Source organism: Algibacter mikhailovii (assembly GCF_014651495.1).
GTDB classification, from domain to species: Bacteria; Bacteroidota; Bacteroidia; order Flavobacteriales; family Flavobacteriaceae; genus Algibacter_E; species Algibacter_E mikhailovii.
Genome location: NZ_BMWZ01000005.1, coordinates 266,417 through 278,052, shown reverse-complemented (window position 1 = coordinate 278,052; position 11,636 = coordinate 266,417). Strand labels below are relative to the sequence as shown.

Sequence of the window (11,636 nt, the reverse complement as noted above, 5' to 3'; positions counted from 1 at the left end):
AACTAATGAAACCCGTAAAACCTGATAGACAGCATTATGAACTTCATTTTTGAGTTTTTCTTTGGGCAATATGCCAATTATGAAACCATTGATGTCGTATTAGAAATAACAGCTGTTATTTTTGGTTTTTTATCCGTTTGGTTTTCTAAACAGAATAGTATTCTAGTTTTTCCTACAGGGATGATAAGCACCATTATCTTTGTTTATCTCTTAATGAAATGGGAACTATTAGGTGATATGATGATAAACGCCTATTATTTCATTATGAGTGTTTATGGCTGGCTCATTTGGACAAGAAAAGTGGACGACACCCATGTTACTCCAATATCAAAAACAACGTTTAGCGAAAAAAAAGCAAGTTTAGCTATATTTTTAGGTACTTTAATTTTTGTTTACATAGTTTACAGAGCCTTTAACAAATGGACAAGTTGGGTAGCCTATGTTGACACCATTACAACAGCTATCTTTTTTGTTGGTATGTGGCTTATGGCAAGGCGAAAAATAGAAAATTGGATTTTATGGATTGTTGGAGATATTATATCAGTTCCGTTGTATTATTATAAGGGATTTACATTTACAAGTGTTCAATATTTAGGATTTACAATTATTGCCATTTTTGGTTATTTAGCATGGGAAAGAAATATAAGAAGGAATACACAAATTGCTTAAAGTACCTATTATTTGATTCAGAGTATCCTGGAAAAATAGCACCTATAAAACAATTACTAAAACATTACAATACGTTTTGAGCACCTCTTGGGGTACCTATAAATTATGTGACATAGCATAAGCAGAATAGATATTTTGTTAAAAGGCAATAAGAACGTACAAATAGATAAAGCTATACATTATATTAATAAATTACTTAAAGAAAAAGACCAATGTTTTCAGATAAGGATATTAAACAAATTCAAAATAAAGGAATAAGTATTAACGAAGTTCATGCACAAATTAAACGTTTAAAAGATGGAATGTCTTATTCAAATTTGGTTTCTGCAGCCACCATTGGCAAAGGAATTGAGAGCTATGATGAAAAAGAGACTCAAGAATTCATAAAACTTTATGAGGATAATAAAGAATCATTATCTATTTTAAAATTTGTTCCGGCATCCGGTGCTGCAACAAGAATGTTTAAATTCTTATTTCAATTTTTAAAAGATTACAACCTGGAAAAAGAGTCCATAAAAAACTATTTAGAGAGAAAAAGTGATACGCTTTTAGAATTTTTTATTTCTAACCTTGAACAGTTCCCATTCTATAATGAAATTCTATCTAAAGCCAATACTGTTCATGCTAATTTTGAATCATTATCTGAAAATGAAAAGACCTTTCTTCTTGTAAAGACAATGCTAGATGAAAATCAACTTAATTATAGCTTTCTTCCTAAAGGACTTCTACCCTTCCATAAATATAATGAAGAGGTTATAACAGCTTTTAACGAGCATTTATTTGAATCCAGCCTATATGCATCATCAAATGGCAAAGCCAATCTTCATTTTACGGTTTCAAAAAATCATCATCATTTATTTAACCAAGAATTTGATTCCCTAAAAGGCACCATCGAGGCCAAAACAGACTTAGTATTTGACGCTTCTTTTTCATACCAAAATGAAGCTACAGAAACTGTGGCTTTGACCGATCAAGGTTCGGTAGTTAGAAATGATGACAATTCTATATTGTTCAGACCTGCAGGACATGGAGCCCTCTTAGAAAACTTAAACAAGTTAGATAATGACTTCATTTTTATAAAAAACATTGACAATATTGTTGTTTCAGAAATGAACAAAAAGGTGTCAAATTACAAAAAGTTATTAGCCGGCGTTTTGCTAGAAGCGCAACAAAATGTTTTCTCCTATTTGAAGAAATTAGATGAGGGTGTTGTGTCAGATGCTGATTTAAAACTTATCGTTTTATTTTTAAGGTATCGCCTAAATGTTCCCGTAACTGTTGATTTTGAAAGTTTTACTACACAAGAGAAAATAAGCTATTTAAAAGACAAATTAAACAGACCTATTCGAGTATGCGGTATGGTTAAGAATCAAGGAGAGCCTGGAGGCGGTCCTTTCTGGGTAAAAGATAAAGATGATCAAGTTTCGCTACAAATTGTTGAATTTGCTCAAATTGATTTTAGTCGAAGAAATCAACAAGAAATAGTATATAAAGCAACACATTTTAACCCAACAGACTTAGTTTGTGGCGTAAGAAATTACAAAGGTGAAAAGTTTGATTTAAAAGAATATGTAGATCCAGAGGCTGCTTTTATAACCATGAAAACTCAAAATGGAACAGATATACAAGCATTAGAACTTCCTGGATTATGGAATGGCAGTATGGCCTATTGGAATTCTATTTTTGTTGAAGTGCCATTAGAAACGTTTAACCCAGTAAAAACAGTGAATGATTTATTAAAACCTGCTCATCAATCATCTTAAAATGTTTAATGAAGAAGCGCTATTACAGGAATTAAATTTTAAAGCGGTTAGAAGTTCTGGTAGTGGCGGACAGCATGTAAACAAAGTGTCTTCAAAAGTTGAATTAATATTTGATTTAAGTAAATCTGTAACATTTAACTTAAATCAAAAAGAACGCCTGTTTAAAAAGCTTCAAAATAAATTGTCAAAAGAAGGCATATTAATTTTACAATGTGATGAGAGCAGAAGTCAACATAAAAACAAAATATTAGTGTCGAAACGGTTTTTAGATTTGATGAAAACATCACTAATGGTGCCTAAGAAAAGAATTCCCACAAAAACGCCAAAGGCTGTTATTCGTAAACGACTTAAAAACAAAAAGTTCCTTTCCGATAAAAAGACGAACAGAAGAAAACCTGATGTAGATTAAAAATAATTATAAATTCATAATTAAAAATCCATAAATGGTTATTACTTTTGCAGCGTTCTCAAAAAAGGGGTGCCTATTATCGGCTGAGATCATACCCAATGAACCTAGAACAGGTAATGCTGTTTAGGGATTGTGAATTTTAACAAGTAGGCTTTTTGCATGGTTGTATCATATCATGTGTTTGTCCTTGTTAAGGTTAAAAACTAATTAATAACAATAAAGAATAATGACCTCTTTTTATTCGATTTTAAACAATCGTAATGAAAAATTTATTTCTTTTTTTAACACTCCTAGTGTTATCAGTCAGTGCTTATGCACAACAAAATCAAGTAGTACAAGATTCAACTAAAACAGAAAAACTTGACGAAGTTTTAGTAAAAGCAGTACGTGTTGATGCAGATTCTCCAATTACACATAGTAATGTTTCTAAGGAAGAACTTGCTAAGCGAAATTTAGGGCAGGACATCCCTATTCTGCTTAATTACTTGCCATCTGTGGTAACTACGAGTGATGCCGGTGCTGGTGTTGGCTACACAGGTATTAGAGTTCGTGGAACGGATGCTACACGAGTAAATGTAACCATTAATGGAATCCCATATAACGATCCTGAAAGTCAAGGAACGTTCTGGGTGAACCTGGGTGATTTTGCCTCTTCTACAGAAAGTTTACAGTTGCAACGTGGGGTTGGTACTTCTACAAATGGTTCTGGTGCATTTGGAGCAAGTTTAAACCTCTTAACAGATGCATACTCAGACGAGGCCTCAGGAGAAATTTCCAATAGCTTTGGTAGTTATAATACGAGAAAACATACCGTTAAAATGAGTACCGGCTTATTAAATGATCACTTTGAAATATCAGGACGTCTTTCAAAAATTTATTCTGATGGCTATGTTGATAGAGCGTTTACCGATTTAAAATCATACTTTTTACAAGGTATCTACAAAGATGATAATACTTTAATTAAGGCGATTACGTTTGGAGCATCAGAGCAGACTTACCAAGCATGGTTTGGCTTAACAGCGGAACAACTAGAGGAGAATAGAAGGCAAAATCCATATACCTACGATAACGAAACGGATAATTACTGGCAAGACCATTATCAATTGCATTGGAATGAACGCTTAAACAATAATTGGTCTACGACTCTTGGATTAAACTATACAAAAGGGAAAGGATATTTTGAGCAATTTGAAGAGGGTACAGATGAAATTGATTTGTATAATGGAATTGTTGTTGCCACTGATGTAGATGATGATAACAACCCGATTACAGATCTTATAAGACGACGTTGGTTAGATAACGATTTTTATGTAATTAACGCGAATGTAACCTATAAGAAGAATGCCTTTGAGGTTATTTCAGGAGTGTCTTACAACACCTATTCAGGAGACCATTTTGGTGAAGTAATATGGGCTAGAGAATTTTCTCCTGATGCGAATATCAGAGATAGATATTACCAAGGAGATGCAACAAAAAATGATTTGAGCATATTTTCAAAGGCTACATTTAAGTTGACCGAAAAGTTAACTGGATTTGTTGATTTACAAGGGCGTTTTGTAGATTATAAAACCAATGGTATCGAATCAAATGGAGCGCCATTTATAACTGACGCTAGTTTTAGTTTCTTTAACCCTAAAGGAGGATTAACGTATAAGACTAATGATTTTAATAGTCTGTATGCGTCATATGCACGTGCCAACAGAGAACCAAATCGAGATGATTTTAAAGCGGGTGTTACCGAGCATGAAACACTTAACGATATTGAATTAGGATGGAGATTTAATAAAAATAGAATTAGTGTGAATACTAATTTATACTATATGTTCTACCAAAACCAACTGGTTTTAACTGGAGAACTTGATGATGTAGGCAGCCCAATTAGAGCAACTAGCGGAAAGAGCTATAGGCTAGGTCTTGAAGTTGATGGGAATATTCAGTTTACGCAAAATTTTAATATGAGTTTAAATGTTGCCCTAAGCAACAACAAAAACCAAGATTTCAAATCGAATATCGATGGCGAATTAGTTAATTTAGGCGATACTAATATTTCATTTTCTCCTGATGTTGTTTTAGGTAATGCATTTAACTACGCGCCTATTGGGAACTTGCAACTTTCTCTTTTAAGTAAATTTGTTGGCGAACAATATATGGGTAATACTGATAATGAGGCTTCAAAACTTGACAGCTATTTTGTGAATGATTTTAATATCACCTACGAAATTAAGCCTAATAAAATTTTCAAGTCAATTGTGTTAACTGCTTTAGCCAATAATATTTTTAATGTAAAATATGTATCAAACGGTTATTTTGGATCTTATGATTATGAAGACTCATCAAGTCCATCAGGAATAACAACAGGATACTATGCTGGCTATTACCCTCAAGCTACAGCTAACTTTTTAGTGGGACTTACCTTAAAATTTTAAGCATATTTTAGAGCAGGAACATAGCATTGGTCAAGATTTAGGAATTGTTAATACTACAATTCCTAAATCTTCCGATGTTCTATTGAGATCATCATTTGAAGATTTTTTAGCGATACCTTTTGAGTATAGAAAAAATTTTCTTCAGCAGTATTACAACTGTGGTTTTGATGGCTACTCCTATATGGGGCAAAAAGATAGTAGTAATCAATATGAGACAGATTTGCTACATTCATTTGTACTATCGGAGTTTTCAGCACCCAAAAAGTTCCCTAATGAGTTTCATCCTTTTTTAAAAAATGAATGGCAACTACTTATTGAACAAGTTAGATCTATTGAGCTCAACATCATAAAAAATTTACCCATCCCGGGACTTGAAGCCTTTTATCACGGTGCCATCGGGCATATGATATCCTGTAACTTCTATCCTAAAGTAGATAAAAGCCAATCGATAAACCTAAGGCTTTCAAAACATGTAGATGTTTCTTTATTTACAGTATTTGTATTTGGAGCTTCGGAAGGCTTTGCTTTTCAAAATTTAAAAAATGAGACACAAGTTTTAGCTTTAACAGATAATATTATCATTTTTCCAGGGTACTTACTAGAGTTTCTAACTAATGGCAAATATAAAGCCCTTGAACATCAGGTAGATTTTTTAAATCCCCACAGGGAACGTTATTCTTTTGCCTTTTTCTCATTGCCTAAACCAAATCTGACTTTGAAATTTATGGATAGAACCTTTACAAGTGAAGCCTATTTCAAAAACTATTTATCCTTATTTTGATGGACTTATATTTAGAAATAATAGCAGTGGTGTTGGGTTTAGGTTATTTATTCTTTCTAATCAAAGAAAAAATAATTTGTTGGGCGTTTGGAATCTTGGGATCACTGGTGAGTATTTTTCTATTCTATAGAACCGGGTTATACTCAGAGTCTATTTTATATATTTATTATGTATTAATTGGTATTTATGGATTTTTTCATTGGAAAAAATCTTTGAGTGCTAACAAACAATTACCAATCAGTGACTTTTCACTTCAAACATATGCTTACCTCATTATTTTAGGAGAAATATTGTCATTACTATTGGCGTACTTTTTTGATGTTTACACCAACGCCAGTATGCCATATTTAGATGCACATACTACCATTTTTAGTTTTATTGCCAGTTATTTAGAGGCACAAAAAAAGCTGGCCTCATGGAAATTTTGGATTGTCATTAACGCCGTTACAATATTTCTGTATGCAAAAAGAGATCTTAATTTATATACCATTCTAACTTTAATATATCTGGTATTCTCTTTTGTTGGGTATTTCCAGTGGAAAAAGAAATTATTACCAAAAATAGCCGTTACACCACATTCTTAGTTGAATATAATAAGGATATTACCCGCTCTTTCTATTCGGTAATTTCTTAATGCACATCTTAAACCATCATTTTGTTGAGGTCTGCCTGTTATAAAATCATATGTATTGTCATCATCACAACCACACCCACCAAAAAGACCTTTGGGCTCAATGACCGAGCATGCAGATAAAGCATGATTTGGATCTGCCGCATCCCAAGCATAAAAAGCACTACCGGTAGTAGCCACAATAAGACCTGCATTCCCTTGATTAGGAATATATAATGAATTTCCTGCAAAATTTAATTGACTATACTCTGGTAAACTTAAATCTATTTCAAAATTCACTCCAATATCCAACAGATAATTACACTGTGGATTATCATTAGAATTACTGCTACAAGCCATTAATAGCAAGGTAGATAAGAGTATAAAAAAAGACTTCATAAGATGAAAAATTAATGGCGCAATTTACAACAAAAAGTAAACTGACTTAAATATTTTGTATATTTGTTATTCGATCTCGTGTTAACGAGATTTTTTTATATGCTGAATTTATTTCAGCATCTTTTATTAAATAAAACGATGACGTTATGAGTAAAGTATCTTACTATACACCGGAGGGGTTAAAAAAACTTAGAGACGAGTTAAAACAGCTTAAGGATATTGAGCGTGTAAAAGCTTCAAAAGCAATTGCTGAAGCAAGAGATAAAGGAGATTTAAGTGAAAATGCTGAATATGATGCTGCAAAAGAAGCACAAGGCATGTTAGAAATGCGCATTTCAAAACTTGAAGATGCTTTAGCTGGAGCTCGTGTTATTGATGAATCGCAACTAGATAATTCAAAAGTCTTGGTACTGTCTAAAGTGAAAATAAAAAACCAAACCAATGGTATGGAAATGAATTATACTTTAGTAGCTGATGGTGAGGCAGATTTGGCTTCAGGAAAAATATCAGTAAACTCTCCAATTGGCAAGGGTTTACTTGGAAAATCTGTTGGAGAAGTTGCCGAAATTCAAGTACCAAATGGCGTAATGAAATTTGACGTTATTGAAATATCCAGATAAAAATCCCGTGTTGCCTATATCAGCTAAAATAGCATCCTAATTAAACAATTTATGTCCTCCATTTTCACAAAAATAATACTTGGCGAAATTCCTTGTTATAAGGTTGCTGAAAACGATGACTTTTTTGCATTCCTTGATATTAGCCCCAATACAAAAGGACATACCCTTTGTATTCCAAAAAAAGAGGTCGATAAAATTTTTGATCTGGATGAAGCGACTTATAACGGTTTAATGTCTTTTTCCAGAAAAGTAGCGATAGCCCTAAAAAAAGTAGTGGCTTGCGACCGAATTGGCATGAGTGTCATTGGTTTGGAAGTTCCGCACACTCATGTGCATCTGATCCCACTGAACTCCATGGAGGATGCCCGTTTTATTCAAAAAACAAAAATGACTTCCGCGGAATTTGAAGACTTAGCCGAAGCTATAAGGTTTCAATATGCTCAATTATGATTTCGCATGAAACTCCTTCCAACATCATCTAGAATATTTTTATAGATATAGCATGCATCTAATGCAGTGAAGGGCTCTAAATCGACCTGCCTTATAAGCTACTCTAAATAGGTTTTAATTTAAACCGATCGTTTTAAATTTATTTGAATTGTGGTTCCTTTATCTTTTTCCGATTCTAAAACTTTAATCTTGCCATTATGAAAATCTTCAATAATACGCCTCGTTAAAGATAAACCCAATCCCCAACCGCGCTTTTTAGTGGTGAATCCTGGCTCAAATATTTTAGAAAAATGCTTTTTAGAAAGCCCCTTACCTGTATCTTTAACAGATACTTTGACGTTATTTTCAAGTTGCGATATTTCAATGGTTAGCTTCCCCCGCCCCTTCATGGCATCAATTGCATTTTTTACTAAATTTTCAATAGTCCAACTATACAATTGCTTATTTAGTTCTACAGGTATTTCCCCATTTGGCGTAATTATTTCAAATTCAATAAGTTTTGAAGACCTTGCCTTTAAATAATCATAAGATTCCACGGTCTCTTTAATGATATCAGCCGTCTCTAGAGTTGGCAAAGAACCTATCTTACTAAAACGTTCGGTAATTGTCTTTAAACGTTCAACATCTTTTTCAATTTCTACAATATAATCAGGATTTACTTCTTCTGTTTTTAATATTTCTGTCCATCCAATTAGTGATGATAAAGGGGTACCTATTTGATGGGCCGTTTCTTTTGCCATCCCAGACCACAACTTATTCTGAGTAGCATTTTTATTACTACTATAAAAGAAGAAAATGACAGCTCCAAAAAGAAAGACAATCAGCAATAAAGCAAGCGGGTAATATTTTAGTTTATTCAATAACGGGGAATTCCCATAATAAATAATACTATTCAATTTGCCATCATAGATCACTTCAATAGGTGTATTTTCATCCTTAAACCGTAAAATGAGTTTTTCTACAAATTGTTTGTTTTCTATTTTGGCTTCATCAATATTCAAATGACTACCAATGCTGCCATCATTATTTATCTCTAAAACAGGGGTACTTGTATTTGTGTTTAATACTTTTAGCGTGAGATCCAAATTAGTATTGACATCTGAATCTATTAATTCGGTTTGAGCAAAGGACCAAATTTCCATTTTTGCACGCTCCTCTTCTTTAAAATGCTGAAAAAACTCATAAGTTTTCCATAAAATAAGAGAAACGATGGTGAAGGATGCAATGATTATAACCCAACGAAATGCATTGCTGTGCTTGGTAAATATCATGAACAAATTAGTTTGATTTGTAATATAATGCAAATCTGTTAATAATATTGTTCAAGTGTTGAGTAAATCAGATTTTTGATATATTCAATTCGAGTTGATTTTCTTTTGTTCACAAATAATACTAAAATGTTGATAGTGCCATATTAATGTTGAAAACTAGTTTAAATTTTAATGTTTTTTTTGATTAGTTTTGTTCAAATTAAAGAGTTAAATGCCTTCGTTTGATCCAAAAACCCTATCAACCAATAAATTACACAGTTATTTATTGAGTACGGTTGCGCCAAGACCCATAGCTTTGGCTAGTACGATTGATGCGCAAGGAAATCCTAATTTGGCGCCATTTAGTTTTTTTAATGTGTTTAGTGCTAATCCTCCTATTTTGATATTTTCACCAGCTAGGAGGGTAAGAGACAATACAACAAAACATACTTTGCAAAATATTGAAGCGACTAAAGAGGTTGTCATTAATATGGTAAATTATGATATGACTTATCAAATGTCCTTAAGCAGTACTGATTATGCCCAAGGGATTAATGAATTTGAAAAGGCAGGGTTAACCATGTTAAAGTCAGAAAATGTTAAGCCGCATAGGGTTGCAGAATCGCCAGTGCAGTTTGAATGCAAAGTTAATGATATCATACATTTAGGTAATGACGGTGGGGCAGGAAATTTAATAATTTGTGAAGTGGTTAAATTTCATATTGATCAGGGCATACTAGATGAAAATGACGCGGTTAATCAAAATAAATTAGATTTAGTAGCTAGAGCTGGAGGAAGTTTATACAGTAGGGCCAAAAAAGGATTTTTTGAAATTCCTAAACCCATAGGGACTCTAGGAATTGGAGTTGACCAATTTCCCAAACACGTTAAAAACAGCATGGTTTTAACAGGAAATGATTTAGGCATGTTAGGGAATGTAGATAGTTTACCCTCTGAAAAAGACGTTATTAATTTTATTGATAATTTAGAAGAACGGTATTCAAATATAAAAACAGCTACGCATAGCGAAAAACATAAATTGGCCCAAAACTATTTAAGTTTTGGAGACGTAGAAAGTGCGTGGAAAATTTTATTAAGCTAAAAACAATAAACAATTATAAATACTAGTAAATGGAAATTCAAGGAAGAATTAAAATGGTTGGAGAAACTCAAACCTTTGGAAGTAATGGGTTTAGAAAAAGAGAAATTGTAATTACAACAGAAGAGCAATATCCTCAACACATAATGGTGGAGTTTGTACAAGATAAGACAGATTTATTGAATAGTTATCAAGTTGGACAACAAGTAAAGATTAACATTAATTTACGCGGTAGAGAATGGGTAAACCCACAAGGCGAAACCAAATATTTTAACTCTATTCAAGGATGGAGAATTGAAGCTGTTCAAGCTGAATCTGGTGTAGAGAACATGCCACCAGTGCCACCTGCTGATGCTTTTGCTCCTGCAGGTGATTTAAAGGAAGAAGATCATGACGATTTACCTTTTTAATTAAATAGATTTAATTCTGTGAAAACAGAACTCTTAAATTTTAGCCTCATTGTTTCTTTTAACAATGAGGTTTTTTTATTTTTAGACTTATGCACTACTTAACCCAAGAATTATGGTTTCCAGATGCTAATGAAGCCTTTGAAGATGGATTGCTGGCTATGGGTGGTGATCTTTCAGCAGAACGCTTATTACTGGCATATAAGAAGGGTGTTTTTCCTTGGTTTGAAAATGATACGCCTATATTGTGGTGGTCTCCAGATCCACGCTTTGTGTTATTTCCAGAAAACCTCAAGGTTTCCAAAAGCATGGTACAGGTTTTAAGAAACAAACGCTTTAAAGTTACAATTAATCAAGATTTTGGAACTATTATAGAACAATGTGCAAACATGAAAAGAACAGGTCAAGAAGGCACATGGATTACGCAAAAAATGATCAGCGCTTACACAAAGCTTTATGAATTAGGTTATGCCAAATCGATTGAGGTTTGGTATGATAATGCCTTGGTTGGTGGCTTATACGGTGTTGATTTGGGTAATGGTGTGTTTTGCGGTGAGAGTATGTTTTCAAAAAAAAGCAACGCTAGCAAGCTTGGATTTATCTGGTTTGTTAGAAACACAAATTACGCGTTAATTGACTGTCAAGTCTATACAAAACATCTGGAAAGTTTGGGAGCTGAAGATATTTCTAGAATAAAATTTCTTAAATATTTATAATGAATCTTGAAAGAATATTTCTTAAGTTAGTTTGCAA

General features: G+C 33.0%; 13 protein-coding genes. 11 read left to right on the top strand and 2 right to left on the bottom strand.

Annotated features, from left to right (window positions below; genetic code table 11):
* Nucleotides 1-36: 36 nt before the first annotated feature.
* The 6 genes from pnuC (IE051_RS12315) (at nucleotide 37) to pnuC (IE051_RS12290) (ending at nucleotide 6,632) form a co-directional block, all read left to right on the top strand.
* On the top strand, nucleotides 37-669 hold the full coding sequence (pnuC, locus tag IE051_RS12315; protein WP_189361104.1) for a nicotinamide riboside transporter PnuC: 633 nt from the start codon (nucleotides 37-39) through the stop codon (nucleotides 667-669).
* Nucleotides 670-881: 212 nt separating this feature from the next.
* On the top strand, nucleotides 882-2,432 hold the full coding sequence (locus IE051_RS12310; protein WP_189361103.1) for a DUF4301 family protein: 1,551 nt from the start codon (nucleotides 882-884) through the stop codon (nucleotides 2,430-2,432).
* 1 nt (nucleotide 2,433) lies between these two features.
* Entirely contained in the window at nucleotides 2,434-2,841 is a 408-nt protein-coding gene (gene arfB, locus IE051_RS12305) for an alternative ribosome rescue aminoacyl-tRNA hydrolase ArfB (RefSeq protein WP_189361102.1), read from the top strand.
* A gap of 260 nt (nucleotides 2,842-3,101) precedes the next feature.
* A complete protein-coding gene (locus tag IE051_RS12300; RefSeq protein ID WP_189361101.1) occupies nucleotides 3,102-5,267 on the top strand; it encodes a TonB-dependent receptor in 2,166 nt (721 codons plus the stop codon).
* Nucleotides 5,268-5,349: 82 nt separating this feature from the next.
* Nucleotides 5,350-6,048, top strand: coding sequence for a 2OG-Fe(II) oxygenase family protein (locus IE051_RS12295; RefSeq protein ID WP_189361100.1), 699 nt, complete (start codon nucleotides 5,350-5,352; stop codon nucleotides 6,046-6,048).
* Nucleotides 6,048-6,632, top strand: coding sequence for a nicotinamide riboside transporter PnuC (gene pnuC / locus IE051_RS12290; protein WP_189361099.1), 585 nt, complete (start codon nucleotides 6,048-6,050; stop codon nucleotides 6,630-6,632). The genes IE051_RS12295 and pnuC (IE051_RS12290) overlap by 1 nt, the downstream gene beginning before the upstream one ends.
* Here the strand turns inward: pnuC (IE051_RS12290) and IE051_RS12285 are convergent.
* The gene (locus tag IE051_RS12285; RefSeq protein ID WP_189361098.1) at nucleotides 6,629-7,057 is read right to left on the bottom strand and encodes a hypothetical protein; all 429 of its coding nucleotides are present in this window, start codon (nucleotides 7,055-7,057) and stop codon (nucleotides 6,629-6,631) included. The two genes, pnuC (IE051_RS12290) and IE051_RS12285, sit on opposite strands and share 4 nt — an antisense overlap.
* 146 nt (nucleotides 7,058-7,203) lie before the next feature.
* Here IE051_RS12285 and greA point away from each other — a divergent pair, with 146 nt between their 5' ends.
* Together greA and IE051_RS12275 are read left to right on the top strand one after the other, a co-directional pair.
* A complete protein-coding gene (gene greA / locus IE051_RS12280; protein ID WP_189361097.1) occupies nucleotides 7,204-7,677 on the top strand; it encodes a transcription elongation factor GreA in 474 nt (157 codons plus the stop codon).
* Between the two features lie 51 nt (nucleotides 7,678-7,728).
* Nucleotides 7,729-8,127: an HIT family protein gene (locus IE051_RS12275; protein ID WP_189361096.1), complete on the top strand. Its 399-nt coding sequence runs from the start codon at nucleotides 7,729-7,731 to the stop codon at nucleotides 8,125-8,127.
* Between the two features lie 119 nt (nucleotides 8,128-8,246).
* On the opposite strand, the gene IE051_RS12270 is transcribed toward IE051_RS12275, so the two are convergent.
* Nucleotides 8,247-9,398, bottom strand: coding sequence for a sensor histidine kinase (locus IE051_RS12270; RefSeq protein ID WP_189361095.1), 1,152 nt, complete (start codon nucleotides 9,396-9,398; stop codon nucleotides 8,247-8,249).
* A 211-nt stretch (nucleotides 9,399-9,609) separates the two neighbouring features.
* Between IE051_RS12270 and IE051_RS12265 the strand changes: the two genes are divergently transcribed.
* From IE051_RS12265 to aat, 3 genes are all read left to right on the top strand, one after another.
* Nucleotides 9,610-10,479, top strand: coding sequence for a flavin reductase family protein (locus IE051_RS12265; RefSeq protein ID WP_189361094.1), 870 nt, complete (start codon nucleotides 9,610-9,612; stop codon nucleotides 10,477-10,479).
* 29 nt (nucleotides 10,480-10,508) lie between these two features.
* Nucleotides 10,509-10,886: a DUF3127 domain-containing protein gene (locus IE051_RS12260; RefSeq protein ID WP_189361093.1), complete on the top strand. Its 378-nt coding sequence runs from the start codon at nucleotides 10,509-10,511 to the stop codon at nucleotides 10,884-10,886.
* 89 nt (nucleotides 10,887-10,975) lie between these two features.
* Nucleotides 10,976-11,599: a leucyl/phenylalanyl-tRNA--protein transferase gene (aat, locus tag IE051_RS12255; protein WP_189361092.1), complete on the top strand. Its 624-nt coding sequence runs from the start codon at nucleotides 10,976-10,978 to the stop codon at nucleotides 11,597-11,599.
* The last annotated feature ends 37 nt before the right edge of the window (nucleotides 11,600-11,636 follow it).

Excerpts from the sequence above, each read along its gene's own strand:
- IE051_RS12285 (WP_189361098.1), bottom strand. The coding sequence starts at position 7,057 with ATGAAGTCTTTTTTTATACTCTTATCTACCTTGCTATTAATGGCTTGT.
- IE051_RS12260 (WP_189361093.1), top strand. The coding sequence starts at position 10,509 with ATGGAAATTCAAGGAAGAATTAAAATGGTTGGAGAAACTCAAACCTTT.
- aat (WP_189361092.1), top strand. The coding sequence starts at position 10,976 with ATGCACTACTTAACCCAAGAATTATGGTTTCCAGATGCTAATGAAGCC.
- IE051_RS12265 (WP_189361094.1), top strand. The coding sequence starts at position 9,610 with ATGCCTTCGTTTGATCCAAAAACCCTATCAACCAATAAATTACACAGT.
- pnuC (WP_189361099.1), top strand. The coding sequence starts at position 6,048 with ATGGACTTATATTTAGAAATAATAGCAGTGGTGTTGGGTTTAGGTTAT.
- IE051_RS12270 (WP_189361095.1), bottom strand. The coding sequence starts at position 9,398 with ATGATATTTACCAAGCACAGCAATGCATTTCGTTGGGTTATAATCATT.
- IE051_RS12300 (WP_189361101.1), top strand. The coding sequence starts at position 3,102 with ATGAAAAATTTATTTCTTTTTTTAACACTCCTAGTGTTATCAGTCAGT.
- IE051_RS12310 (WP_189361103.1), top strand. The coding sequence starts at position 882 with ATGTTTTCAGATAAGGATATTAAACAAATTCAAAATAAAGGAATAAGT.
- arfB (WP_189361102.1), top strand. The coding sequence starts at position 2,434 with ATGTTTAATGAAGAAGCGCTATTACAGGAATTAAATTTTAAAGCGGTT.
- IE051_RS12275 (WP_189361096.1), top strand. The coding sequence starts at position 7,729 with ATGTCCTCCATTTTCACAAAAATAATACTTGGCGAAATTCCTTGTTAT.
- greA (WP_189361097.1), top strand. The coding sequence starts at position 7,204 with ATGAGTAAAGTATCTTACTATACACCGGAGGGGTTAAAAAAACTTAGA.
- pnuC (WP_189361104.1), top strand. The coding sequence starts at position 37 with ATGAACTTCATTTTTGAGTTTTTCTTTGGGCAATATGCCAATTATGAA.